This is a genomic window from Streptomyces sp. NPDC003247, assembly GCF_042888135.1.
GTDB lineage: Bacteria > Actinomycetota > Actinomycetes > Streptomycetales > Streptomycetaceae > Streptomyces.
In genome coordinates this window covers 352,320-377,406 of record NZ_JBIAPF010000002.1, presented here as the reverse complement: position 1 = coordinate 377,406, position 25,087 = coordinate 352,320, and the positions used below count along the sequence as shown (strand labels likewise).

Below are 25,087 nucleotides of genomic sequence, written 5' to 3'. Positions count from 1 at the left end.
GTCCGCTCGGGTCACTTCCGCACATCGCGTTACCTGACCGACACCGACGGGCCTAGCGTCCTGCCCCAGGTGACCGGCTCCCCACCGCCGCCCCGGCCAGGGACGGCAGCCGGGCACCACCGCCGAGAGTCCGGCGGCGGTCCCGCTCCCCCGTGCGGGCCGCCGCCGGGCGCGTCAGCCGCACCCCGCGGCCGTACGTCCGTCCGCTCCCCCGGCGGGCACGGGCCCCACGCCCCGGCCCGCCTGACGGCCGTACCGACGAGGCGGTCGTACGAAAGGACGTGCAGTCCCACGTGGCAGCGCACCGCAAGCCCCGTCCACGCTCACTCGGCGGCCATACCCTCCGCACGGCGGCCACGCTCGCCCTCGCCGGAGCGGCGGGCGCGACGGCCTTCGACGGAACCGGGCACGCCGAGCCGGACCCCACACCGGCGGAGGTGAAGGCCAAGGTGGACAAGCTGTACCAGGAGGCGGAGGCCGCCACCGAGAAGTACAACGGCGCGCAGGAGGAGGCGACGGCGGCCGAGGGACGGCTGACGGCTCTCCAGGACGAGGCCGCCCGGAAGGAAGCACGGCTCAACACGGCGCGGGAGGCGCTGGGCACGGTGGCGGCGGCGCAGTACCGCAGCGGCGGGCTGGACCCGGCGGTGCAGTTGGCACTCTCCGACGACCCCGACCGGTACCTCGACGGCGCCGCCTTCGTCGAACGCGCCGGCGACCGCCAGTCCGCGGCCGTCAACGGCGTCCACAAGCAACTGCGGGAGATCGAACAGTTGCGCGGTGCCGCCCGCGTGGAACTCACCTCCCTCAAGACACGCCGGACGGAACTGAGACGGCACAAGGAGACGATCACCGGCAAGCTGGACGCGGCCCGCCGTCTGCTGTCCCGGCTGACGGCGGCGGAACGCGCCCGGATGCTGACGGACACGGACGGCGTAGCCGGCACCCGCACCTCACGGAGCTCGGCCGGCACCCGCGACACCCTCCAGTCCCCCGGCTCCGCGACCACCGCCGCCCCCACCTCCCGTGCGGCGGCCGCCGTCTCCTACGCCTACGCCAAGCTCGGCAGTCCGTACGTGTGGGGCGCGACCGGCCCGAACGCCTTCGACTGCTCGGGGCTCGTCCTGGCCGCGTACCGCTCCGCGGGCGTCTCCCTGCCCCGCACGACCTACGCCCAGATCGACGCCGGGCGCCGCGTCTCCCGCTCCGAACTCCTCCCCGGAGACCTGGTGTTCTTCTACTCCGGCATCACCCACGTGGGCATCTATGTAGGCGGCGGCCGGATGATCCACGCACCGAACCCGTCCGCCCCGGTCCGCGTGGCACCCCTCGACGAGATGCCGTACGCGGGGGCCACCCGCGTGGTGTGACGGCGTATGGGGCACACTGTCGGGCCAACCGGACCATTTCCCGGGCCCGTTGACGCGGTAGGTTCAGCGCGCGCCATGACGATCGGTTCCCCGCCGCCGTCGCCGCGCTCCGCTCCCCTCGGCCGAAAGAACCCCCGATGTCCCCCGCCTCGCTGCCCCCACCTCCTCCCCCGTCCCACCTCGGCGCCTGGCCGGACCGGTCGGCGCTGCTGGCCGACCGGGAGCGGGCCCTGGACGTGCTGCACCGGTGCAGCCTCGGCGTGCACCGCGTGCTGCTGCTGTGGCTGCTGGCACTCGCGGCGATCATCGGATGGTCGCTGCTGGTCCTGCCGGTGCAGCAGTTCGAGGAGAAGGACCCGACCGGTTCCCTCCTCGGCCCGGTCTTCGCGCTCATCGGCGCCGCCGCCCTCACCCCGTCCGTCGCCGCCGTCGTCCTCGCCATCCGCCGTGACCACCGGACACGGCAACTCCTCGAGGCGTGGCTCGCGCTGGACAGCCATCCCCTGTCCGACGCCCGCCTGCGCTCCCCCGGCCTCAGTCTCTTCTGGCTGCTGTCCTCCCTGACGGTCGCCGCGATCGGCCTGTGGGCGTCCTTCGTCTCCGCCGTCGGTGCCCGACCGGGCCCGTCGGCCTACGCCGACATCGCCCTCGGCATGGGCACCGGCACCATCCTGTGGCTGACCGGCCTGATCGGCGTGGTGAAGGCGGTACAGCACTACCGGTGGGCCCTGCGGGTGCTGGGACCGACACCGACGGGACAGCGGTGACCCTTCGGAGTACGACACCAATGACCCGTCGGAGTACGACACCGGTGACCCGTCGGAGTACGGGACGACGGTGACCCGCCGGAGTTCCGCCGCCGAACTCCGCCGGCCGCCCGGCGGTGTTCAGCGCGCCCGCACCCGGTCCTGACCGGATGCCCCCCCGCGTCACACCAGTCGCCGTGCCGTCGCCCACCGCGTCAGCTCGTGCCGGTTGGACAGCTGGAGCTTCCGCAGCACCGCCGAGACATGGGACTCGACCGTCTTCACGGAGATGAAGAGCTGCTTGGCGATCTCCTTGTAGGCGTAACCGCGGGCGATGAGCCGCAGCACCTCGCGCTCGCGCTGGGTGAGACGGTCGAGGTCCTCGTCGACCGGCGGAGCGTCGGTCGAGGCGAAGGCGTCGAGGACGAACCCGGCGAGGCGGGGTGAGAAGACCGCGTCGCCCTCCTGCACCCGGAAGACGGAGTCGACCAGGTCGGTGCCGGTGATCGTCTTGGTGACGTAGCCCCGGGCACCGCCGCGGATCACCCCGATCACGTCCTCCGCCGCGTCCGACACCGACAGGGCGAGGAAACGCACGGGCCGTTCGGAGTCGGCCATCAGCGCGGCACAGCGCCGCAGCACCTCGACACCGCCCCCGCCCGGCAGGTGCACATCGAGCAGGACGACCTCCGGCCGGGTCGCGTTGATGACCGTGACCGCCTGGTCGACGTCCGCGGCCTCGCCCACGACCTCGACACCGGTCTCCTCGGTGCGCCCGATCTCGGCCTGGACGCCGGTACGGAACATGCGGTGGTCGTCGACGAGCACCACCCGCACTTGGCGCCCGCCCGTACCGTCACCGGCTGCCGTCGCCGGCTCGGCCGCCTCGGCCGCTCCGGCCGTTCCGTTCGCCTCGGTCGGGTCACTCATGACGTCTTCTCCGCCCTCTCCATCTCCAGCTCGACCTCCGTGCCACCGCCCGGCACTGCGCGCAGACGCGCCGTGCCGCCGTTGCGCTCCATACGGCCGATGATCGATTCTCTGACACCCATGCGGTCGGCGGGTATCGAGTCGAGGTCGAAACCGGGACCGCGGTCCCGGACCGACACGAAGACCGTCCTTCCCTCGACTTCGGCGTAGACCTGCACGGCGCCGCCCTCGCCACCGTACTTGGCGGCGTTCACCATGGCCTCGCGCGCGGCCTGCATCTGCGCGGTGGTCCGCTCGTCGAGCGGGCAGTCGCCGACGACCACGACCTCGATGGGGACGCCGTGCTTGTCCTCGACCTCCGCGGCGTTGCGCCGCACCGCGTCGGCGAGGGTGACCGGTTCGTCGGCCTCGTCCTTGCCGGTGCCCTCCGGCTTGTACAGCCAGGTGCGCAGGTCGCGCTCCTGAGCACGGGCGAGGCGGCGTACCTCGCCCGCGTTCTCCGCGTTGCGCTGGATCAGGGTGAGCGTGTGCAGCACCGAGTCGTGGACGTGGGCGGCGACCTCCGCCCGCTCCTGGGCACGGATGCGCATCAGGCGTTCCTCGGACAGGTCCTGCGTCATGCGGACGAGATACGGTCCGGCGAGCAGCGTGATGCCGACGAGGACGGCGAGGGCGGCCTGCAGGACCGAGTCCAGGTGGGCGGCGGAACCCTGGAGCACGAACGTGCCGGAGACACCGGCGGTGACCAGCAGCACTCCGGCGCCCGCGCGCAGCAGTGTGAGCGTACGGCGTCTGCGGCCGACCTCGACCCAGCGGGCCCTGCGGGCGTTGTCCGCCTGGCGCCATACGAGGGCGACACCCGCACCGACGAGAACCGCGGGCAGCAGGTACGCCTTGGCGCCGCTACCGAGGTCGACGCTGCCCACGAAGACCATGGCGACGACGACCATGAGGAGCAGGGCGACGATCTGGCCCCGGTCCGGTTTACGGGCGACGAGTCGGCGCCGGCCGTCGGGCGCGGTCTCGGTGGCGACGAGGGACGGGGGCTTCTGGTCTCCGACTCCGCCGACACCGAGCGGCACGAAGAACCAGAAGGCCGCGTAGAGCAGGGCGCCGAGGCCGTTGGCCAGGAACAGGCCGGCGAAGACGAGCCGTACCCAGATGACGGGCAGCCCGAGATGTCCGGCGAGCCCCCGCGCCACGCCACCCAGCCAGCGTCCGTCACTGCTGCGGTAGAGCTTGCGCGGCGGCCGCGGTTCGACGAGTGGCGCTGCTGCGGCTTCCGGCATGCCACTGATGGTCACACGGCCCGCCGGTCCCGGACATCAGGGTTCGCCCCCGAGACGCCCCTGATCTCCGACGCGTTCGCGGGTCGAACGCCTCCCGGGCGCCGGATCAGGGCCGATATCAGGGTCCGGCCAGGGTCATACCGACTGCCGTCGAGCCGCCTCGCCCGCCACCATGGACCCATGGCAGATCACCAGCACGCCGCGGACGCCGTGCCCGACGGGGGCACCGCACCCGACGCGGCCACCCCGTCCACCGGCGCCCCCGGCGCCGCAGGTGAGGAACCGCGCGCGCACGAGCGGGCGGGCGTGCACGAGCGGGCGGGCGCACGCGGAGAACAGGGTGCGCCCGAAGGGGCGGGCGAGGCCGGAAGGGCAGATGTGAACGAGGAGACAGCGACGGCCGACACGGGCCCCGGCGAAAGCACCGACACCACCGCCGACTCCCCGCACCGGTTCCGCCGCGATCGTGAGCACAAGGTGCTCGCCGGCGTCTGCGCGGGCCTCGGGCGGCAGTGCGACATGGATCCGGTGATCTTCCGGATCACTCTCGCCGTGCTCTCCGCGACCGGCGGCATCGGCCTCATCTTCTACGGCTTCGCCTGGCTCTTCGTCCCCTACACCGGCGACGAGAACGAGGTGCGCAAGCTGCTCACCGGCCGCGTCGACGGACAGGCCCTCGTGGCCCTGCTGTTCGCGCTGGTCGGCTGCGGGGTGTTCCTGACGATGCTGAACAACGGCGAGGTGCTCACCTTCGCCGTCGTCCTCTCCCTGCTCCTGGCCGGCGCCGGATACTGGTCGAGACACCGGGACGCCCCCGACGCCGACCCGCTCGCCGCCCAGGCCGTCGCCGACGCCCCGCCGGAGGCCCAGGCACCGCCGGTCCCGTCCGCCTACCCCTCCTGGTGGCGCGACCCCATCGTCAAGGACGGCACCCACTACGGTGGCACGGGCTATCTGTGGGGGCCCCGGGACGCCCGTAGACCGGACCTCAGCTCGATCGTCGACGTACGTCTCACGGGCCACACGAGCGCGCGCGCCGGCATACGGACCCCGCCCGGCCGGTCCCCACGGCCTCGCGGTCCCCGCTGGATCGGCGGCTGGCTGTTCCTGCTCGCGGTCCTCGCGGGCGGGCTCGCCACCCGCGCGGCCTGGGACGAGCACCCGCTGGGCACCAGCCTCCAGGCCGGACTGGCCACCGCGCTCGCCGTCCTGGGCCTGGGCATCGCGGTCAGCTCGTTCCTGGGGCGCACGGGCGCGGGATCGGTGTTCCTGGCGGTCCTCACGGCGGGCCTGCTGACCGGGTCAGCCCTCCTGCCCAAGGACATCGGCACGAGTTGGGTGGACACGACCTGGCGGCCCGCAACCGTCGCGGACGTCCGCGAAGGCTATGACCTCGGCACCGGCGACGCAACGCTGGATCTCTCCCGGCTGGCGCCGGCCGAGGGGCAGACCGTGAGCACCGACGCCGAGGTGGGGTTCGGGCGGCTGCGGGTGATCGTGCCGGCGGACGTGACGGTGAACGTGACCATCGATGTGGGCCTGGGCGACATTCAGTTGCCGGGCGAAGGCCAGGAGGACGTGGACGTGCAGCCGGGCAAGCACAAGGAGGTGACCCTGTCGCCGGTGTCGGGCGGCAAGGGCGCTGGGACGATCGACCTCGATCTGCAGGTCGGGGCGGGACAGGCGGAGGTGACCCGTGCTGCGTCATGAGTTCCGTCCGGGCCGGCTGGTGGCCGGGGCAGCCTTCACCCTTGCGGGCGTCACCTACGCGGGCGACGCGGGCGGTCTCTGGGAGACACCGTGGTTCGCCGTGATCCCGATGGTGGTGGGCGGCCTCTGCCTGGCGGGAGCGACAGGAGTGCTGACCCGGGCCATACGCAGACGGCGGGGCCCGCGTCGGGGGGCTCCCGCCGGGGCGGGCGGGGGTAGGGCGGCCTGACCGGCCGGGGGCACCGGTCCAGCGGGGCGCCACGCCGGGGCGTCACCCCGCCGAGGCCGCTTGCCACCAGGACGAGCCGTCGCACGGCGCACGGCACGCCGACGCGACGCCCAGCGTGCCCCGCTCCCGGACCCCAGTCGGCGGACCTGCCTAGAAGCCGCCCGCCCCCTGTCGCCTGCTCTTCCGCCATGCCGCGTCGAGGGAGAGGAAGGGTGCGCCGGCGAGGACCAGGGGAAGCCAGGCCATGAGGTAGGCGAGGTCGTTGCCGTAGTAGTAGGGGTCCGAGGCCCAACTCACCGTCAGCCACAGGCTGAGGGAGATCAGGGCGCCGCCGAGTGCCGCGAGGCGGGCCAGGAGGCCCAGGAGCGTGCCGATACCGACGGCGAGTTCACCGAAGGCCATGGCGTAACCGAAGCCGGTGGGGCTCCTCAGGGCGAGGTCGACGAGGGCGGGGATGGCCGAGGAATCACGGACGGCGCGCATGGTGTCGCCGATCGAGCCGGCGCCGCTGTCCTTGAGGAAGGCGCCGTCGGTGAGTTTGTCGAGGCCGGCGTAGATGAAGGTGACACCGAGGAAGACGCGGAGTGGAAGGAGGGCGTACCGGGCGGCGGTGTCCCGCCGGTCGCCGTCGCTGTTGAGGTAGGAGGAGTGGGTGTCCGTTCTCAAGCTGTGAGTCATCGCCCGTGGTCGCCTCTCGCCCGACGTGGTGGAACCCCTCAACAGACCATACGTACGAAATGGGAGGTGTGCTCAATGGTCGACCGGACCCGCCCGGGAAAGTCCCCCGGCGTGCCGCACGCTGTCCACCTGTCGGGTCTGCTCCGTCTCCCCCTGCTCATCCCGCTGCTCCTTCTCCGTCCTCTACTCCGTCACGTCGATCGCGTAGCGGTTGGTCTCGACGCCCGCTGCCGTCACCACCTGCACCTCCACCCGGCCGGGTTCCACCTCCGCCGGTACGGGGACGGTGAGGACCGCGTCGGTGGGGTTGCTGAAGCCGCCCGTGACGGGAACGAGGGGCACGTGGACGTGGACCGTGCCGATGCGGACGACCATGCGGGAGAGGCGGTCGGCGGCCTGTGCGCCGGGCGGGACGAAACCGGCGCCGCGGATCTCGACGTCGTCGCCGGTGCGGATCGGGGCGTCCAGGTCTCCGGCCTCGCGGGAGCGGACGACGGAGAGGATGACCGGGCGGCCGCCCTCCGCGTACTTGCCGGCGAGGTAGGTCGCGGCCGAGACCAGCACCACCACGGCCAGCCCCCAGGGCAGGTCGGGCAGTTGGTCGGGGCGGCGGGCGAGGCGTACGGCGGCGAAGGCCAGGGCGACGGCGCTGATCACGACGTACTGGATGTCGGCGAAGGTGCCGCGGCCCGCGTCGTCGGTCAGCAGGTCGGCGGCCCGGGGCCGGTGGGCGCGGACCTTCTGCAGCCGCTGGGCCAGGACACGGAGCCCGACGACCCTGCGCACCAGCACGGCGATCGCGCAGACCACGGCGAGGACGGTCACCGCACCGGCGCCGCGGGCGAGGTCGAGCCCGGAGATCAGCGCGTCGCGTTCGGCGGGGCCGGAGGCGGCGGCCAGCCGGCCCACCAGGACCAGGACGGCGTACGCGACGAACAGGACCCAGGCGGCGGCGACCGCGCGGGAGGTGGAGAGCCGGTTGTCCTCACCGATGACGGGAGCCAGTACGCCGCCGCGGGACCGGTGGAACCAGGAGGAGGTGGTCAGCGCGCCGGCGGCGACGAACGCGGCGAGCAGCCCGGCGGTGCGGGCCGTGCTCCAGCCCGCGCCGATCGCGGTGAGGGACTGCACGAGCAGCAGGAGCACCACCAGGGCCCATACCGTGCCCGCCGTGCGGACCCACAGGCGCGCCAGCCAGGCCTCGCCCTCGGCGCGACCGCGTTCGGCGACCAGTTCGGCGGACTGGGTCAGTTCCTCCGAGACCCACTGGCGGGACGCCGACACCGAATGGGCGACGGCGGCCGGCAGTCCCTGCCCGGCAGCGAACTCGTCGCGTTTCAGCAGGAACGCGGCGACCGCCCGCCGGTGCCCCTCGCGGGCCCCGTGCGGGCAGTCCCCGCAGGTGCAGCCGCCCTCGTGCGTGCCCGTTTCCGGTCCCTGTCTCGCTTCCTGCACCGCCACGTCCGACGCCCGCCTTCCCCGCGGCTTTCACGGTCGGCGGCCCTTGGAGGACCGGGCCGCCGCCCCGCGAACAACTCCCCTGTGATGACAGCGAATTGTGCCCTACGGCACACCCTCCGTCATCGGCAGGTGTGGTCAGCGCGGGTGATGCGGGGTCCGCCGTGTTGACCTGGCTGCGGGAACGCGCGGCTTTCCGGCTCAGCTCAGCAGGTCCGGTTCGCTGCGGCTGACGTCCTGCCACAGCGGCTGGTAGTTGATCCACGCCACCAGGTCGCCGCCGAGCTGCTCACGGGTCGCGACCGCCGCCCGGTGGTCGATCAGTACCGGGCGGCCGGCGGCGCGGGCGGTGAGCTGGACCTGGCAGGAGCGCTCCATCGACAGGAACCACCAGGCCGCCGCGTCCACCGAGTCGCCGACGGTCAGCAGGCCGTGGTTGCGCAGCACGAGTGCCTTGTGGGTGCCGAGGGCGGCCGCGATGCGTCGGCCTTCCCCGGCATCGACGGTCACGCCGGAATACCTGTCGTACAGGCCGTGGTCCTCGTAGAAGGCGCAGCTCTCCTGAGTGATCGGGTCCAGCAGTTCGCCGAGGGCAGCGAGGGCGCGGCCGTGCACCGAGTGGCAGTGGGCGACGGCGACGACGTCGGGCCGCGCCGCGTGGACCTGGGAGTGCACGGTGAAGGCGGCCTGGTTGACGTGGGAGCGGCCCTCGACGACCTGCCCGTCCCGGTTGACCAGCACGAGGTCGCTGACGGTGACGTGCTTGAACGGCATTCCGAACGGATTGACCCAGAAGCAGTCGCTGTACTCGGGGTCGCGCGCCGTGATGTGCCCGGAGACACCGTCCTCGAAGCCGAACCGGCCGAAGATCCGCACGGCGCCCGCCAGTCGTTCCTTGCGGTGCCGGCGCTCGTCCTCGGCCGACTCGTGCAGGGGCGGCATGGCGAACCGCAGCCGGTCGGTGGGCAGCGGGGCGGGCGGCGTCGGCCCGTGCATCGGTCCTCCAGCACTGGGTTGGTTCACGGGGCGGAAGGTACCGCCGGCGGGTGAAAAAGGGCAGAGGCATTATGCAAAAATGATGATTCCCGTCACACATGGAGCACGACGTGACCCTCGCCGACGGCCACCTCGGCTGAGCGAAGTTCGCCCACCACCTGACCGCCGCCGGCTGCATGCCAGGACGGGAACGGCGACCGGCGACCGGCATGAATACCGGACGGTGGCTGTCGGGTATCGGCGCCACACTCGCCGTATGAGCACTCATGGCAGAAGCGCCGGCGCCGTCCGCCCCGCCTCCAATCGCCCCGCGGTGGCGGTGCGCTGGGCGGCCTTCGTGGCGGCCGAACCCGGCCTCGCGCGCATCGTCGAGGACCGCTTCGGTGCCTTCACCCACCACGTTCTCGCGACCCTGCGCCGGGACGGCTCCCCCCGGACCAGCGGACTGGAGGTGCGTTTCCTGGACGGTGAGCTGTGGCTCGGCATGATGCCGGGCTCGTTCAAGGCGCTCGATCTGCGTCGCGACCCCCGTTTCTGCCTCCAGGCCAACCCGGGGGAGGGCACGGGCATGGGCGGTGGCGACGTCCGGATCGGCGGACGGGCCGTCGAGGTCGGGGACGGGGAGAGCAGGGCCGGATACGTGAAAGAGGTGGAACCGCCGGAGCCGTTCCACCTCTTTCGCACCGAGCTGACGGAGGTCGTCAGGACCTACGTCGAGGACGACACGTACCTGGTCGCCCAGGTGTGGAAGCCCGGAGAGCCGGTGCGGACTCTCAGACGGACCTGACCTGCGAGGTCCCCCGGGTGGGGACCTACTCCCACTCGATCGTGCCCGGCGGCTTCGAGGTCACGTCGAGCACGACCCGGTTGACGTCCCGCACCTCGTTGGTGATCCGCGTCGAGATCTTCGCGAGGACGTCGTACGGAAGGCGCGACCAGTCGGCCGTCATGGCGTCCTCGGAGGAGACCGGACGCAGGACGATCGGGTGGCCGTAGGTACGGCCGTCGCCCTGGACGCCGACGCTGCGGACGTCGGCGAGCAGGACCACGGGGCACTGCCAGATGTCCCGGTCCAGGCCGGCCGCCGTCAGCTCCTCGCGGGCGATGGCGTCGGCCTCTCGCAGCAGGTCCAGGCGCTCCTTGGTGACCTCTCCGACGATCCGGATGCCCAGGCCCGGGCCCGGGAACGGCTGGCGGTGGACGATCTCGTCCGGCAGGCCGAGCTCCTGGCCGACCATGCGGACCTCGTCCTTGAACAGCTTGCGGAGGGGCTCGATGAGCTGGAACTCGAGGTCCTCCGGCAGACCGCCGACGTTGTGGTGGGACTTGATGTTCGCGGTGCCGGTGCCGCCGCCGGACTCGACGACGTCCGGGTAGAGGGTGCCCTGCACGAGGAACTCGACCGCGGGCCCCTCGTCCGCGATGATCTCCGCCTGCGCCTGCTCGAAGACCCGGATGAACTCCCGGCCGATGATCTTGCGCTTCTCCTCGGGGTCGGAGACCCCGGCGAGCGCCGTGAGGAACCGCTCCTCCGCGTCCACGACCTTCAGCTGCACGCCGGTCGCCGCCACGAAGTCCTTCTCGACCTGCTCGGTCTCGCCCTGGCGCATCAGGCCGTGGTCGACGTACACGCAGGTCAGCTGGGAACCGATGGCCTTCTGGACGAGCGCGGCGGCCACCGCGGAGTCAACTCCGCCGGACAGGCCGCAGATGGCGCGCCGGTCACCGACCAGTTCGCGGATGGCGGCGACCTGCTCCTCGATGACGTTGCCCGTGGTCCAGTTCGGCTCCAGGCCCGCGCCGCGGTACAGGAAGTGCTCCAGGACCTGCTGACCGTACGTGGAGTGCATGACCTCCGGGTGGTACTGGACGCCGTAGAGCTTCTTCTCGTCGTTCTCGAAGGCGGCGACCGGGACGACGTCCGTGGACGCGGTGACGGAGAAGCCCTCGGGGGCGGCGGAGCAGGCGTCGCCGTGCGACATCCACACGGCCTGCTCGGCCGGGGTGCCCTCGAAGAGGGTGGAGGAGGAACGGGAGACGTGCAGACCGGTGCGGCCGTACTCACGGGCGCCGGTGTTGTCGACGGTGCCGCCGAGGGTCTGCGCCATCAGCTGGAAGCCGTAGCACATGCCGAAGACGGGAACGCCGGCCTCGAAGATCGCGCGGTCGAGGCGGGGGGCGCCCTCCTCGTACACGGACGAGGGGCCGCCCGAGAGGATGATCGCCGCCGGGTTCTTGGCGAGCATCTCCGCGACCGGCATGGTGCTCGGCACGATCTCGCTGTAGACCCGGGCCTCGCGGACTCGACGGGCGATGAGCTGGGCGTACTGCGCGCCGAAGTCGACGACCAGGACGGTGTCGGGGGCGGCGGCAGCGGGAGTCGCTGATGACACGGGGTGCCTTCCGGCGGTGGGGCAGGGTCACTGTGTACGGCCGATTCTACCGAGAGGGGCACGGTTGACGTCCCGCCCGCCGGAGCCGCCGTCCCCGGCCCCCCGCCGCGGCCCGGAGCCCACGCGCCCCCGCCTCCCGAAGACGGGGCGGACGAGCCAGGCGGGGTGGAAGGGACCGATGAAACGGACGGGGCGGAGGAGACTGAGGAGAAGACGGAGGTGGGGGACGCCCGGGGGCCGGCACCGGAACGACTGCCGGGGAGCCCGGGGCGCGCGGAGTCCGTGGCATACTGGCCGCATGCTCGCGCACTCGACCTTCCTCTTTACCTATGGCACCCGGCCCGCCGGCTGCCATGGTCGTGCTGCTTGAGCTGACCGCCAAGCGACTTCCCAGGCGCCCCGGGCCGACAAGGCCCGGGGCGCCTGTCGTTCTCCGGGTCCTGCCGTTCCGGGGCACCCTCACCTCACAGGAGCCCCCATGACCGCCCTCGACGTGACCGGCGCCCGCACCTCCGAGGCCGCCGACGTGATCACCGGAGCCCGCGAACGCATCGACGCGCTCGACGACCGGATCATCGGTCTGATCCAGGAACGGGTGGCCGTCTCGGCCGTCATCCAGGAGGCCCGGATCACCTCCGGCGGCCGCCGGGTGAACCTCTCCCGCGAGATGGAGGTCCTCGGCCACTACAGCGACGCGCTCGGCAAGCCGGGCACGGCCCTCGCGATGACGCTGCTGGAACTGTGCCGCGGTCGCATCTGAGTTCGGACTCCGTCTCACCCGTACGGCGCGTGACCGGGTCCCGGACGGGTTCGTTGGTCCCGGTGTCCGTTCCAGCCAGGTGCGGGCCCGGAAGAACCACGCGTGGCTCACTGGAGCGATGAGACGTACGGATCGTGTGTGCGTCGTGGGACCTCGCTCCAGGGTCGTGACCGGACGGCAGGGGACAGCAGCCCGGTCACCCAAGAGAACGGTCGGCCCCGGGGACGCCCGGGGTCGACCGGCGGGAATTGCAAAAATGCACAAGGGCTGGGTCAAACGGTTGCGGGCGCCGCGTTCATCCAGCACGATGCGTAAAAGGCCCAAGTCCCGTCGCGGACAGCCGCATTGCACCCCACTGCAACGAATGAACCGCGCTGTCCGCTCTGTCCCGACTCACCGTCAGAGGTCCAGTCCGGTCGCGCGCCCCCCGCGCGCTCCAGCGGCGACCCGGCGCGGACCAGGGCGCTCGACGGACCAGCGGCGCGACCCCCCGGCGCCGCTCCCAGGCACCGGCGCTGCCCTGACGCCGGTGCTGACGATAAGGAAGGGCCCCGCGGTTCCGTCCCGCGGGGCCCTTCGTCATGCCGAGGAACACGAACACCAGGCCCCGACGGACAGCGGATCCGAACGGACAGCGGAACCCAGCGGACAGCAGAACCCAGCGGACAGCGGGTCCGGACGGACACCGGACCCGGACGGACATCGGACCCGATGTGACGCGAGCCACATAAAGATCCTGTGAATCGAGGGCAACTCTTCACAGGCTTCGCCGGTCACACCTGTCGAAATATGGGCCACTCCCGCCCCCACATCCGCGGAAGGCCTCCCCGATCCGATCTCCCGAGGTCTTCATGAAGCTTCGCCGCACTCTGGTCACCGCCGCCGCGACGGCCGCGATCGTTCCGCTCGCACTGCTGTCCGCGCCCAGCGCGTTCGCGGAGGAGACCGGGGCGCCGTCCGCGAGCTCGTCGGAGTCGCAGGACACAACCGCCTCCCCGTCCGAGTCGGAGACCACGGAGGCGTCCGCCTCCGAGTCCGACACCACGTCCCCGTCGGCGTCGGACTCGGAGTCCCAGAGCTCCACCAGCTCTCCGTCCGACTCCTCGTCGCAGTCCTCCTCCTCGTCCTCCTCGTCGTCCTCCTCGTCGTCGTCCTCCTCCAGCGCGTCGGTCGGCGAGGACGACGACTCGTTCGACCCGTTCACGGACTGCGAGTCCATCGACCTGGACGAGAACCTCTCGGCCACGATCAGCGGTCTGCCCAGCAAGATCGTCGCCGGTTCCGGCTGGCACGACTTCACCTACGAGGTGGAGAACAACACCGGCGCCGACCTCAAGAACGTCTACCTGGCCTCGTACCTCGAGTACGACGACGAGGACAACGAGGACGTCTGGCTGTCCGAGGGCCTCGCCGTGCTCCAGGTCAAGGAGGACGGCAAGTGGACCGACGCCTACCAGGAGTCCTACGAGGACGAGGACGGCAAGACCGTCAACGTCACCGGTTCCTTCGTGGCCCTGCTCGACGAGCTGGCGAAGGACGAGTCCGCCACCCTCGACCTCCGGGTGAAGGTCAAGGCGTCGGCCCCGGCCGGCTCCTCGGTCGCGCTGAGCGAGGCCGTCTACGTGGGCGACGAGGGCGACTGCCACCTCACCGGTGACTACTACGACGTCCAGATCCTCGCCGCGGGCAGCGACACGGGTGACGTCGACGACGCCGAGCCGAACGGCGACAAGCCCAGCGACGACATCAAGCCCCAGGGCAGCGCCAAGCCGATCAGCGGCAGCCTCGCCTCGACCGGATCCGACTCCGCGCTCCCGATGATCGGCCTGGTCGGCGGCGCCGCCGTCGTCGCCGGCGCGGGTGCGGTGTTCGTGGCCCGTCGCCGCAAGACCGGAGCGCACGCCTAACACCCGAAGACCGGCTGAACCAGCGAAAGGGACCTGCGCTCGGAGGGGGGCGCAGGTCCCTTTCGCCTGCCTGACCGGTTCACTCCTTCGGCGGCACCGTCGGCATCCCCAGGAACGGCAGTCGCAGTGCGGCGAAGGCCTGCGCCGGGACCGTCGGCGCCTTCGGTTCCACCGCCTTCAGCCGCTCGTAGGCCGTGCCCTGCGCCGGGCGCGGGTCCGCCTCGCCCTTGTTCGGCCAGTACGACATCGCGCGCTCGGCCTGGGCGGTGATCGTCAGGGACGGGTTCACGCCCAGGTTCGCCGAGACGGCGGCGCCGTCCACGACCGAGATGCCGGGGTGGCCGTACAGGCGGTGGTAGGGGTCGATGACGCCGGTCTCGCGGGAGGAGCCGATCGGGCAGCCGCCCAGGAAGTGGGCGGTGAGCGGGGTGCCCATCAGCTCACCGACGTTGGAGCCGGGGAAACCGTTGATGTCGTCGGCGATCGCCGACGCGGCCTCGGAGGCGGCCCTGATCTGCTTGGGGTTGGGGCTGCCGTGGCCCTGGCGGGCGGTGAGCAGGCCCTTGCCCGGTCCCGTCGGTTTCAGGTACGTCGTCAGGGAGTTGTCCAGCGACTGCATGACCAGGCCGATGATGGTCCGCTCCGACCAGCGGCGGTTGGACAGGGACCGCAGGACGAGCAAGGGGTGGCGGGCGACGTTCGCCAGCCAGGCGGCCACCCTCGACGAGCCCTCCGCGTACGGCACCTGGAGGATCGACAGACTGCCCATGGAGTTGGAGCCCTTGCCGTAGCGGACCGGCTCGATGTGGGTGTGGGCGTCCGGGTGGACGGACGAGGTGATGGCGACGCCGCGCGTGAAGTCGACCTTCGGTCGACCGGTCGCCTTGCGGTAGCGGCGGTCGTCGGTCTGGGCGCCGACCAGCGCCTCGGAGTTGGTGCGGGTCAGTTCGCCCAGCCGGTCCGAGAGGTGCGGCAGTTGGCCGTTCGCCTTCATCCGGTGCAGCAGCGTCTGGGTGCCGTAGGTGCCCGCGGCGAGCACGACGCGGCGTGCCGTGAAGGTGCGTCCCTCGCCCTTGGCCCGCCGGTCGGTGGGCAGGGTGGCCACGGCGAAGCCGCCCCGCGAGTCGTCCGTGACCGACACCGCCGTCGTCAGCGGGTGGACGACCGCGCCGGCCTTCTCGGCGAGGTAGAGGTAGTTCTCGTTGAGGGTGTTCTTCGCGCCGTGGCGGCAGCCGGTCATGCACTCGCCGCATTCGGCGCAGGCCCGGCGGGAGGGTCCCGCGCCGCCGAAGTAGGGGTCCGGCACCTCCTCCCCCGGCCGGCCCCGCGCCGACCCGTCGGCGTCCTGTCCGTCGCCGAAGAAAACGCCGACCGGCGCCATGTGGAAGGTGTCACCGACACCCATCCGTTCCGCCGCCGCCTTCAGGTGCACGTCGGACGGGGTCGTCGTCGGGTTGAGCCGGACCCCGAGCATGCGGCGCGCCTGGTCGTAGTACGGCCGCAGCTCCTCCTGCCAGTCGGTGATGTCCCGCCACTGCGGGTCCTCGAAGAACGCCTTCGGCGGTACGTAGAGGGTGTTGGCGTAGTTGAGGGAGCCGCCGCCGACGCCCGCGCCGGCCAGGACCATGACGTTGCCCAGCAGATGGATGCGCTGGATGCCGTACAGGCCGAGCCTGGGGGCCCAGAGGTAGTTCTTCAGGTCCCAGGAGTTCCTGGGGAGGGTGGCGCGGGTGAAGCGGCGGCCGGCTTCGAGGACGCCGACCCGGTAGCCCTTCTCCGTCAGGCGCAGGGCCGTGACGGAACCGCCGAAGCCGGAGCCCACCACGAGGACGTCGTAGTCGTACCCGTCCTCGTCCCGGGTCTGGGCAAAGTTGTCCTGTGACACGTGCTCTCCTCGTCGAGAACGGGTGCGGGTGCGGTGCGGTTCGGGTGCGATGGGGGTACGGGTGCGGGTTCGGGTGCCGTGTGCCGGGTGGACACGGGTGCCGGCTAGCGGAAGCGGAACGCCTTCATCAGCCGCAGGCTCGTGCTCATGAACCGCGCGTACGTCTCGTCGTCCATGCCCAGCGAGGGCGCCATCGGGAGCAGCCGCTGCTGGGCCACCGTCTGGGCCTCGGTGTACTTGAGGATGCCCTCGGAGCCGTGGCGGCGGCCCAGGCCGGAGTCCTTCATGCCGCCCATGGGGGACTGGACGCTGCCGTAGGCGGAGGCGTAGCCCTCGTTGACGTTCACCGTGCCGGTGCGCAGGCGGGCGGCGACCGCGCGGCCACGGCGTCCGTCCCTCGTCCACACCGCCGCGTTCAGGCCGTACGGGGTGGCGTTGGTGAGGTCGACCGCCTCGTCGTCGGTCGTGAAGCGGTAGAGGGAGACGACCGGGCCGAAGGTCTCCTCCGTGCAGACGGACATCGGCTCGGTCACGCCGTCGAGGATCGTCGGCTCGTAGAAGTACGGGCCGATGTCGGGGCGGGCTACACCGCCGGTCACCACCTTCGCGCCCTTCGCGACGGCCTCCTCCACGTGCCGTCGCACCGTCTCCAGCTGGCGTTCGCCGACGAGGGAGCCCATGTCGGCGCCGTAGGCGAGGGAGTTGCCGAGCCGCATGGCCCGGGTGCGGGCGGCGAAGCGCTCCAGGAAGGCGTCCGCCACGGACTCGTGGACGTACAGCCGCTCGATGGAGATGCAGAGCTGGCCGGCGGAGGAGAAGCAGGCGCGGACGGCGCCGGCCGCGGCCTTGTCGATGTCGGCGTCCTCCAGGACCAGCATGGCGTTCTTGCCGCCGAGTTCGAGGGAGACGCCGACCAGGCGGGCGGCGGCGCCCTGGGCGACCTCGCGGCCGGTGCGGGTGGAGCCGGTGAAGGAGACGTAGTCGGCGTGCCGGACGACCTCCGGGCCGACGACCGGGCCGTCACCGAGGACGACCTGGAAGACCTCGGCGGGCAGTCCGGCCTCGACGAGCAGGTCACGGGCCCACAGGGCGGTGAGGCAGGTCTCCGTGTCGGGCTTCATCACGACCGCGTTGCCCGCGACGAACGCGGGGAGCGCGTCGCCGACGGAGAGTTCCAGCGGGTAGTTCCAGGGGGCGATCTGACCGACGACACCGCGCGGGTGGCGCAGCTCGGTGACCCGGGTGAGGGTCGGCATGGCGCCCGCGTGCCGTCTGGGCCGCAGATAGGCCGCGGCCCGGCGGCCGTAGTGGCGGGCGGCGACCGCGACCGCCTGCACCTCCTCGTGCGCGTGGAGGCGGGCCTTGCCGGTCTCCAGCTGGATCAGGTCGAGGACCTCGCCCTGGCGCTCCAGCACCAGGTCGTGGAAGCGGAGCAGGACCGCCGCACGCTCACGCACCGGCACCTGCGCCCACACCCGCTGGGCGGCCCGGGCCGCCACGAACGCCTTCTCCACGTCCTCGGGGGTGGACTCCGGCAGGTCGGCGAGCTTCTCGCCGGTGAACGGGGAGTGGTTGGCCGTGCGCCCGGAGCCCACGACGCCCTTGGTCAGCTGGGCGACGAGCTGAGGGGTGACCACGTCGGCGGCGGTGCGCACGCCGACGGGGGCGGGGGCGAGGGGGTTGGTGCCGGCAGCCGTCGTGGTACCGGTCTTTTCCGGGGCCTGCGAGTCCGTCATGACGCGCAGGGTATGACGTGGGGAAGCCTTTTGGTACCCGTCGGTAACGGCATTCACCGACCGCTCACACGGCGCCAGTGGTCACTGGCAACAAACCTCCTGATCAGGGCGTTGTCCGGTGACATCCGGCGGTGCCGCGCGTGCTACGGCGTTCCGGCCGGCGGACGGTCGCGCGCCGGCCCGACGACTCGGTCAGGGGTGGGGGCGGGGGACTTGATCAGGGCCGGGGGCGTGATCCGTTTCCTCCGTCGGCCCGTCCGCCGCCGTGGGCGGGTGGGTCGGCCGGCCCTCCGTCACCGCCTCCAGCGCCTCGGCGACCTCCGCCGCGCCCGGGCGCCGGTCGGGGTCCCGGAGCAGGAGCCGTGAGAGGAGCGGGCCCAGGGGGCCGGCGCGGTCGGGTCCGGGCAGGTCCGCGCCGAGGATCGCGCCGAGCGTCGCCTCCGGGGTCGTACGGCGGAACGGGGACCGGCCCTCGACGGCGGCGTAGAGCAGGACGCCGAGGGACCACAGGTCGGAGGCGGGGCCGGCGCCGCGGCCGGACGTGCGTTCGGGGGCGAGGAACTCCAGGGAATCGGCCGGCGCTCCGGTGCCGGTGAGGGACTCCTCGTCCGGGGCGGGCGCGATGCCGAAGTCGGTGAGGACGACGCGGCCGTGCGGGCCGAGCAGCACGTTGGCGGGTCTGACGTCCCGGTGGACGATGCCGACCGCGTGGGCGGCGCGCAGCGCGCCGAGGACGCCTAGGCCGATGCGGGCGGCCTCGGCCGGTGTCAGGGGCCCGCGCCGCAGCACCTCGTGCAGGGACTCGCCGCGGACCAGCTCCATGACGATCCAGGGGACGCCGTCCGGACCGGCCCCCTCGTCCTGCTCCACGACCACGTCATGGATGCGGACCGCGCAGGGATGGTCGACGCGGGCGGCGGCCCGGGCCTCGTGCTGGAGGCGGTGGGCGGCCCGGCGACGGGACTCGTCCTCGGCGCCACCGGAGACACCGGAGACGCCGGAGACGCCGGAGACACCGGTGGCACCGGAGACGCCGGAGACGCCGGACACTACGGCGGCATCGGACACGCCGGGGTCAGTAAGGTCAGCGGGGTCGGCGAAGACGCCGGGGACAGTGGGGGCAGCGGAGACAGCGGGGTCGCCGGGCAACCGGGGCCGTCTGACGGCGACTTCGCGCTCCGCGACCTCGTCGCGGGCCCGCCAGACGGTGCCCGTGCCGCCCGACCCGATGCGTTCGAGCAACCGGTAACGGCCGCCGACCGTACGGTCGTTGTCGCCCCAGGGTTCCCCGGCATCCCTCATGTCCCATGCCTACCACGAACGGACCGCGCCGCCACCGAACGGCACGGCCGTCGGTCCGTCCCGGGGTCCCGGGGTCCCAGCGTCCCGGCGTCCCGGCCGGCGTCCCGGCGTCCCGGGGCGAACCGTTCCCTCATCGTCCCGTCCCGTCCCCGGACGGCGCACCTAGAGCTTGTCGAGGGCGAGGTTCGCGATCGCCGTGCGGGCGACCTCGCGGCCGCGCTCGGTGAAGTCGCCCTTGCCCGGGTAGCCGATCATGAGCTTGTACATGTCGCCGGCGGAGGACCTGTAGTACAGGATCCGCAGCTCGCGCGGGCTGGGGTCCTGGCTGTCGTCGGTGGTGTAGACGACCGTGTTCTCCGCGGCGTCCCTGCCCTGGTACTTCGCGTCGTTGTCCGGTCTGGTCCGCGGCCCCTTCGGCATGTCGAGCTCGTAGCTGCCGGACTCCCTGAAGTCCCCGTCGTCGGCGTACATCTCGGCGTTCGCGGAGGCCTTGATCTCGCCGCCGGTGTCCTCCGCCTTGCGGATCACCAGCAGGACCACCGAGATCGCGCCACTGGGGTCGGTGTAGCTGACCCAGTGGTCCTCCTCCCTGTCGTCCTCCTCGGGCACGCTGCGCACATAGCCGGCGGGCACCGCGAGCGTCGCGGTGACGTCCTTCTCATGGCGCTTCTTCCAGCCGTCCGGCAGCGGTCCCGCGAACGGGTCGGCGAGCACCAGATACGCCGTCACCGCCGCCGCGACGACCGCGGCACCGAGCCCGATCCACGTCGTGCGCCCCCACCGGCGCCGCCGTGCGGGCACGTCGGCGTGGTGCACGGCCTCGGTGGCCGGTGCGGGCTGGGGCGCGGGAGGGTTCGCGGCGGCCTCCAGCAGGGCGCGCACCCGGGCGGGGCCGGGGCGGCGCGCCGGGTCCTTCTCCAGCAGGCCGTTGATGGCCTCGGCGAGCGGGCCCCGCGCGGCGGCGGGCGGCGCGGGCACGGCGTTGAGCACGGACTGGAGGGTGGCCGGGGTGTTGCTGCGGCGGAACGGCGAGACGCCCTCCGTCGCCGCGTACAGCACGACGCCGAGGGACCACAGGTCGGACGCCGGTCCGGGGCGCTGGCCGAGCACCCGCTCGGGGGCGATGTACTCGGGGGAGCCGACGAAACCACCGGTGTCGGTCAGGTTCGTCTCGCCCTCGATCTGGGCGATGCCGAAGTCGGTGAGGACGACCCGGTCGTACCGGCCGAGCAGCACGTTGTCGGGTTTCACGTCCCGGTGCAGGATGCCGGCCGCGTGCGCGGCCTCCAGCGCGCCGAGGACCTCCAGACCGATCCGGGCCGCCTCACGCACGCTGAGCGTGCCCTCGCCCAGGGCGCTGCCGAGGGAGCGCCCGTGGACCAGTTCCATGACGATCCACGGCTTGCCGTCGACGACGGCGACGTCGTGGACGTTCACCACCGCCGGGTGGTCCAGCCGGGCCGCGGCCCGCGCCTCGCGCCGCATCCGCTCGAAGGCGTTGGCGCGTTCACGCTCGGGAAGGTGGTCCGGCACCCGGGGTTCCTTGACGGCGACCTCGCGGTCCACCGTCTCGTCCTTCGCCCGCCACACCGTGCCCATGCCGCCGTGCCCGAGCTTGGCGACGAGCCGGTAGCGCCCCGCTATGAGCCGCTCGGCGCCCGACTCCGACGGCCCGGACGCCGCCTGCGCGGAAACGGGCGCCGCCTGCGGAGACTCGGGCACCGCCTGCGGAGACTCGGGCGCCGCCTGCGGAGACACGGCGGCCGACTCGAACGGTCGGGGCGGCTGGGGCGACTGCGCCGACTGCGCCGACTGCTGGGACGGCGCGTGGGGCGGCGACGGGGACCCGGGCGGCGACGACGACAGCGGCTGGTGCTGCGGCTGGGGTGCGGGCGACTGTCGCGGTTGCGGCGCTTGCGGCGGTTGCAGAACAAAACTCGTCGTGTCGTCGGCCCCCTGGCCGGTTCCCCCGTCGTGACTCATACGTCCATCCATATCGTGCCGGTCGGACCGGATTCCACCGGCGGCCGCCACCGGTCACAGACCCGTGACCCGGGCCACGCCTTATCTCCTCTTCATCCCGTTACGAGTCCCGTTACGAGGCTTGTCACGAGTGTGTCGACTTCATCCCGGTACGAACGTGTCGACGGCCACGTCGAAGTACTCACGCGCCTCCCGCGCCTTCCCGAGCGGCGCCGACACCCACACGTCGTACAGCCACGCGCCGTCCTCCCAGCACAGGTCGTAGGTGTGCCGGGGGCCCTCCGCCGCGGTGAAGCCGTTCCAGGTGAACTCCCAGAGGGCGGCGGGGCCTCCCCCGCGGGTGGTCTCGGTGACCCTGCCGTCGCGGTAGCCGGGGTAGGTCTCCGGCCCTTGCGCGGCCGCCCGCCGCAGCACCCCCAGGGGACCGTCCGGCGCGGCGGTGCTGATCTTGACGCCGAGGCGGAAGGTCCGGCCGGGCGACATGTAGAAGATCCGCTCGTCCTCCAGGACACGGGTGAACCCGTCCGGCACGGCGAGCGCGAACCCGGCCGGGTCGTCGACGACGCGGTACCCCGAGGGCGCGCTCGGGCGTTCGGGAGCGGTGCCGGACGCCGTGCCGGAGATCGCGCCGGAGGCCGAGCCGGAGGCCGAGCCGGACGCGGTGCCGCTCGCCGTGGGTCCGGGCCGCGTCAGCGGACCTCCCCCGTCACCGCCGCGGTCCACCAGCAGCGCCGCCGCGGACACGCCCGCGCCCGCCATGGCGGCGACCAGCAGCGCCGCCACCAGCACACCCCGCGTGGGCCGCTCCCGCCCGGCCTGTCCCGGCACGTCCGCCGGCGGGGCGGACCGGATCCGGAACCGGCCGGTGCGGGGCGCCGGGCCGGCCGTCACCGGATCGGTACGGCCGGTCGTAAAGCCCTCCGGCGCCACCGCAGGCGTGTGCCCGGTCTCCAGGAAGGCGCGCAGCATCCGCTCCGCCTCCGCCGCGTCCAGCCGCCGTCGCGGATCCCGCTCCAGGAGCCCCTGGACGACGGGCAGCAGCGGCACGGCCTGCGGGGGCGTACGGATCTCCGCGGAGACGACGGCGTGCAGGATGCCGCCCAGCGAGTCGCGGCGGAAGGGGGATGCGCCGCTCAGCGCGGTGCACAGCAGCGCACCCAGCGACCACAGGTCGGAGGCGGGGCCGGTCCGCTCCCCGGACATGCGCTCCGGCGCGGTGTACTCGGGCGAGCCGACGAACGCGCCGGTCTCGGTGAGCGTGGTCGCGCCCGCGACCTGGGCGATGCCGAAGTCGGTGAGGACGGCGCGCCCGGTGGCGGAGTCGACGAGGACGTTCGCGGGCTTGATGTCCCGGTGCAGGACGCCGGCCGCGTGCGCGGCCCGCAGGGCGCCCAGCAGGTCGGCGCCGATCCGGGCCGCCTCGCGGGCCTCGACGGGACCGTGCCCGGCGATCCGGTCGGCCAGCGAGCCCCCCTCGATCAGCTCCATGACGATGTAGGGGCGTTCGTCCTCCTCCACGACGTCGTGCACGACGACGATGTGCGGGTGGCTCAACTGGGCGACCGCACGGGCCTCCCGCAGCGTCCGGTCGCGGCGGCCGCGCGCCTCCTCGGCGGTGAGGGTGTCGTCGGGAACCAGTTCCTTGACGGCCACCTGCCGCCCCAGCAGCAGGTCGGTGGCCCGCCACACGACGCCCATGCCACCGCGTCCGAGCCGCGCCTCGAGCCGGTAGCGGTCCGCGACGACCCGGCCGCCACCCTCCCCCTCGGTCCCCATGCGCCCCATCATGCCGCACCGGACCGCCCGCTTCCGGGGCGCCGATCGGCCAAGTCGGCCAGGCCGAACGGGTGTCCGGCGGCCGCGTCACGAGGTGCTCTGCGGCTCCCGCCAGCTCTGCAGCACGGCCCGGAACTGCTCGACGGTCGTCGCCCAGTCCTCGGCGGGCGACGACATGTAGATCACGTACTCGGTGCCGTCGCGGGCGATGTACGCCTCCTCGATCGCGCGCCGCGGCCCGGGGAAGTCGGTGTCCTTGGCCAGCGCGGTCCAGGTGTACTCCCACTCGGCGCCCTCGCGGTCGCGGTAGACGTTCCGCTCCAGGGTGACCCGCTCGTAGTCGACGAGCCGCTGGAGCTGCTGTTCGAGGTCCGTCTGGTGGGCGTAGGGGTCGTCGAAGTCCGGGGAGGTGTCGATGGCGATGCGGACGAAGTGCTCGCCGGCGTCGGGCGTGTAGTCGACCTGCCTCAGGTCGCCGTCGTCCTGGTAGACCTGCCGTTCCCAGCCCTCGGGGAGGGAGAGACCGAAGCCGAACGGGTCGGTGACCTGTTGCCAGGTGCCGGGGACGGTGCTCTGCTCCGCCGCCTCGCCGGTGCCGGTCGCGGTGGGGGAGGTGGGAGTCGTGGCGGCCGTGGGCGTCTCGGGTGCCGTGGCGCTCGGCGAGGAGGCCGATCCGGCGCTCGGCCGCCGGTCCGAGTCCCACTTCAGCAACGCCACCGCCGTACCGCCCCCGACGAGCGCGGCGACGACGACCACGAGCGCCAGCAGGCGCAGCCGACGGTGCCGGGACGGCGGCCGGGGCGGGGCCGGGGGCCGCGCCGGTGCAGGGGTGGGGGCGGGAGGGCCGAAGGTGGTGGGCGTGACGGTGGTGGGGGCCGTGGGGATGGTGGGGGCGGTGGGGGTGGTGGGGTCGAAGGTCGTGGGTCCGGTCACGGAGTACGGGGGCGGGGACGTGCCCTCCCTCGCCCGGTCCTCCCCCGCCCGGCCCGGCCCGGCGTACTGCGTCGGTACGTACGCCTGTGCGGCGGCCGGACGTCGGCCCTCCGCCGCCTCCGCGAGCAGGTGCTCGGCGTCGGCCGTGGTGGGGCGGGTCGCCGGGTCCTTGCGGAGCAGGGCGGTGATCACCGGTTCGAGCGGGCCGGCGTACCGCGGCTCGGGGGCCTCCTCCTCGACGACCGCCTGCATGGTGCTCAGCGGCGAGGTGCGGCGGAACGCCGAACGGCCCTCCACCGCGGTGTACAGCGTCGCGCCGAGCGCCCACAGGTCGCAGAACGGGCCGGGGTCCTGGCCGCGGACGCGCTCGGGGGCGAGGTAGTCGACGGAGCCGACGACCTCGCCGGTGCGGGTGATGGTGGTGTCGCCCTCGATCTGGGCGATGCCGAAGTCGGTGAGCAGGACGCGGCCGTCGTGGGCCAGGAGGACGTTGCCGGGCTTGACGTCGCGGTGCAGGACGCCGGCCGCGTGCGCGGCGCGCAGGGCGCGCAGCACCCACAGGCCGATCCGGGCGGCCTCGGTCGGCTCGACGCGCCCGTCCTCCTTGATCGCGTCGGCGAGCGAACGACCCTCGACGAGCTCCATCACGATCCAGGGACGGCCGTCGTGTTCGAGCACGTCGTGCACGGTGACCACGGCGGAGTGGTTGATCCGCGCGGCCGCGCGGGCCTCCGCCCGGGTGCGGGCGAGGAGGCGTTCCCGGTCGCTCTCGGAGACGTAGTGGGCGGCGGTCAGTTCCTTGACGGCGACGGCCCGGTGCAGCAGTTCGTCGTGCGCGCGCCACACGCGCCCCATGCCGCCGCTGCCGATCGTGTCGGCGAGCCGGTAGCGGCCCGCGACGAGCAGGCCCTGCATCTGATTCACGTTGCCCCGCAATGGTCTTGACAGATCAACCCTAGGGATCGGCCACCGTCCGGGGAACCGGCACGCGCCCACGGAGACCGCA

At 72.8% G+C, this 25,087-nt stretch carries 18 protein-coding genes and 2 pseudogenes; 7 read left to right on the top strand and 13 right to left on the bottom strand.

Annotation, left to right across the window (positions count from 1 at the left end; genetic code table 11):
- Positions 1–293: 293 nt before the first annotated feature.
- Entirely contained in the window at positions 294–1,370 is a 1,077-nt protein-coding gene (locus ACFYWQ_RS06630) for an NlpC/P60 family protein (protein ID WP_389513422.1), read from the top strand.
- A gap of 137 nt (positions 1,371–1,507) precedes the next feature.
- On the top strand, positions 1,508–2,137 hold the full coding sequence (locus ACFYWQ_RS06625) for a hypothetical protein (RefSeq protein ID WP_389513420.1): 630 nt from the start codon (positions 1,508–1,510) through the stop codon (positions 2,135–2,137).
- Between the two features lie 162 nt (positions 2,138–2,299).
- Here the strand turns inward: ACFYWQ_RS06625 and ACFYWQ_RS06620 are convergent, their stop codons facing one another.
- Both ACFYWQ_RS06620 and ACFYWQ_RS06615 read right to left on the bottom strand, forming a co-directional pair.
- Positions 2,300–3,046 (bottom strand): LuxR C-terminal-related transcriptional regulator, encoded by a 747-nt coding sequence (locus ACFYWQ_RS06620; RefSeq protein ID WP_389513418.1) that lies wholly within the window; start codon positions 3,044–3,046, stop codon positions 2,300–2,302.
- Positions 3,043–4,335: a PspC domain-containing protein gene (locus tag ACFYWQ_RS06615; protein WP_389513416.1), complete on the bottom strand. Its 1,293-nt coding sequence runs from the start codon at positions 4,333–4,335 to the stop codon at positions 3,043–3,045. The genes ACFYWQ_RS06620 and ACFYWQ_RS06615 overlap by 4 nt, the downstream gene beginning before the upstream one ends.
- A 180-nt stretch (positions 4,336–4,515) precedes the next feature.
- On the opposite strand from ACFYWQ_RS06615, the gene ACFYWQ_RS06610 reads away from it, so the two are divergent.
- Together ACFYWQ_RS06610 and ACFYWQ_RS06605 are read left to right on the top strand one after the other, a co-directional pair.
- Positions 4,516–6,045: a PspC domain-containing protein gene (locus ACFYWQ_RS06610; RefSeq protein ID WP_389513415.1), complete on the top strand. Its 1,530-nt coding sequence runs from the start codon at positions 4,516–4,518 to the stop codon at positions 6,043–6,045.
- Positions 6,032–6,274, top strand: a complete 243-nt coding sequence (locus ACFYWQ_RS06605) for a hypothetical protein (RefSeq protein ID WP_389513414.1) — start codon at positions 6,032–6,034, stop codon at positions 6,272–6,274. Before ACFYWQ_RS06610 ends, ACFYWQ_RS06605 begins: the two co-directional genes overlap by 14 nt.
- 150 nt (positions 6,275–6,424) lie before the next feature.
- Here ACFYWQ_RS06605 and ACFYWQ_RS06600 read toward each other — a convergent pair whose 3' ends face one another.
- From ACFYWQ_RS06600 to ACFYWQ_RS06590, 3 genes are all read right to left on the bottom strand, one after another.
- Positions 6,425–6,952 (bottom strand): DoxX family membrane protein, encoded by a 528-nt coding sequence (locus tag ACFYWQ_RS06600; RefSeq protein WP_389513413.1) that lies wholly within the window; start codon positions 6,950–6,952, stop codon positions 6,425–6,427.
- A 183-nt stretch (positions 6,953–7,135) separates the two neighbouring features.
- On the bottom strand, positions 7,136–8,413 hold the full coding sequence (locus ACFYWQ_RS06595) for a hypothetical protein (protein WP_389513412.1): 1,278 nt from the start codon (positions 8,411–8,413) through the stop codon (positions 7,136–7,138).
- A 198-nt stretch (positions 8,414–8,611) separates the two neighbouring features.
- Positions 8,612–9,406 (bottom strand): class II aldolase/adducin family protein, encoded by a 795-nt coding sequence (locus tag ACFYWQ_RS06590; protein ID WP_389513411.1) that lies wholly within the window; start codon positions 9,404–9,406, stop codon positions 8,612–8,614.
- Between the two features lie 313 nt (positions 9,407–9,719).
- Here ACFYWQ_RS06590 and ACFYWQ_RS06585 point away from each other — a divergent pair, with 313 nt between their 5' ends.
- Positions 9,720–10,193: a pyridoxamine 5'-phosphate oxidase family protein gene (locus ACFYWQ_RS06585; RefSeq protein WP_389514360.1), complete on the top strand. Its 474-nt coding sequence runs from the start codon at positions 9,720–9,722 to the stop codon at positions 10,191–10,193.
- 25 nt (positions 10,194–10,218) lie between these two features.
- Here the strand turns inward: ACFYWQ_RS06585 and guaA are convergent, their stop codons facing one another.
- The gene (guaA, locus tag ACFYWQ_RS06580) at positions 10,219–11,799 is read right to left on the bottom strand and encodes a glutamine-hydrolyzing GMP synthase (protein ID WP_389513410.1); all 1,581 of its coding nucleotides are present in this window, start codon (positions 11,797–11,799) and stop codon (positions 10,219–10,221) included.
- A 478-nt stretch (positions 11,800–12,277) separates the two neighbouring features.
- Here guaA and ACFYWQ_RS06575 point away from each other — a divergent pair, with 478 nt between their 5' ends.
- Positions 12,278–12,559, top strand: a complete 282-nt coding sequence (locus tag ACFYWQ_RS06575) for a chorismate mutase (RefSeq protein ID WP_389513409.1) — start codon at positions 12,278–12,280, stop codon at positions 12,557–12,559.
- Positions 12,560–13,410: 851 nt separating this feature from the next.
- Positions 13,411–14,466 carry an LPXTG cell wall anchor domain-containing protein gene (locus tag ACFYWQ_RS06570; protein ID WP_389513407.1) on the top strand — a complete coding sequence of 352 codons (1,056 nt, stop codon included), beginning with the start codon at positions 13,411–13,413 and terminating at the stop codon, positions 14,464–14,466.
- 79 nt (positions 14,467–14,545) lie between these two features.
- Here the strand turns inward: ACFYWQ_RS06570 and ACFYWQ_RS06565 are convergent, their stop codons facing one another.
- The 7 genes and pseudogenes from ACFYWQ_RS06565 to ACFYWQ_RS06535 all read right to left on the bottom strand — a co-directional run bounded on the left by ACFYWQ_RS06565 (position 14,546) and on the right by ACFYWQ_RS06535 (position 24,996).
- Positions 14,546–16,351, bottom strand: coding sequence for a GMC oxidoreductase (locus ACFYWQ_RS06565; RefSeq protein ID WP_389513406.1), 1,806 nt, complete (start codon positions 16,349–16,351; stop codon positions 14,546–14,548).
- A 104-nt stretch (positions 16,352–16,455) separates the two neighbouring features.
- Positions 16,456–18,087, bottom strand: a complete 1,632-nt coding sequence (locus ACFYWQ_RS06560) for a succinic semialdehyde dehydrogenase (protein ID WP_389513405.1) — start codon at positions 18,085–18,087, stop codon at positions 16,456–16,458.
- 279 nt (positions 18,088–18,366) lie between these two features.
- Positions 18,367–19,059, bottom strand: a pseudogene (locus ACFYWQ_RS06555) (serine/threonine-protein kinase); the annotation flags it as partial.
- 162 nt (positions 19,060–19,221) lie between these two features.
- A pseudogene (locus ACFYWQ_RS06550) lies at positions 19,222–19,389 on the bottom strand (serine/threonine protein kinase); the annotation flags it as partial.
- A gap of 162 nt (positions 19,390–19,551) precedes the next feature.
- On the bottom strand, positions 19,552–21,372 hold the full coding sequence (locus ACFYWQ_RS06545; protein WP_389513404.1) for a serine/threonine-protein kinase: 1,821 nt from the start codon (positions 21,370–21,372) through the stop codon (positions 19,552–19,554).
- 141 nt (positions 21,373–21,513) lie between these two features.
- Positions 21,514–23,148, bottom strand: a complete 1,635-nt coding sequence (locus ACFYWQ_RS06540) for a serine/threonine-protein kinase (protein WP_389513402.1) — start codon at positions 23,146–23,148, stop codon at positions 21,514–21,516.
- An 87-nt stretch (positions 23,149–23,235) separates the two neighbouring features.
- Positions 23,236–24,996, bottom strand: a complete 1,761-nt coding sequence (locus ACFYWQ_RS06535) for a serine/threonine-protein kinase (RefSeq protein ID WP_389514358.1) — start codon at positions 24,994–24,996, stop codon at positions 23,236–23,238.
- Between the last annotated feature and the right edge of the window lie 91 nt (positions 24,997–25,087).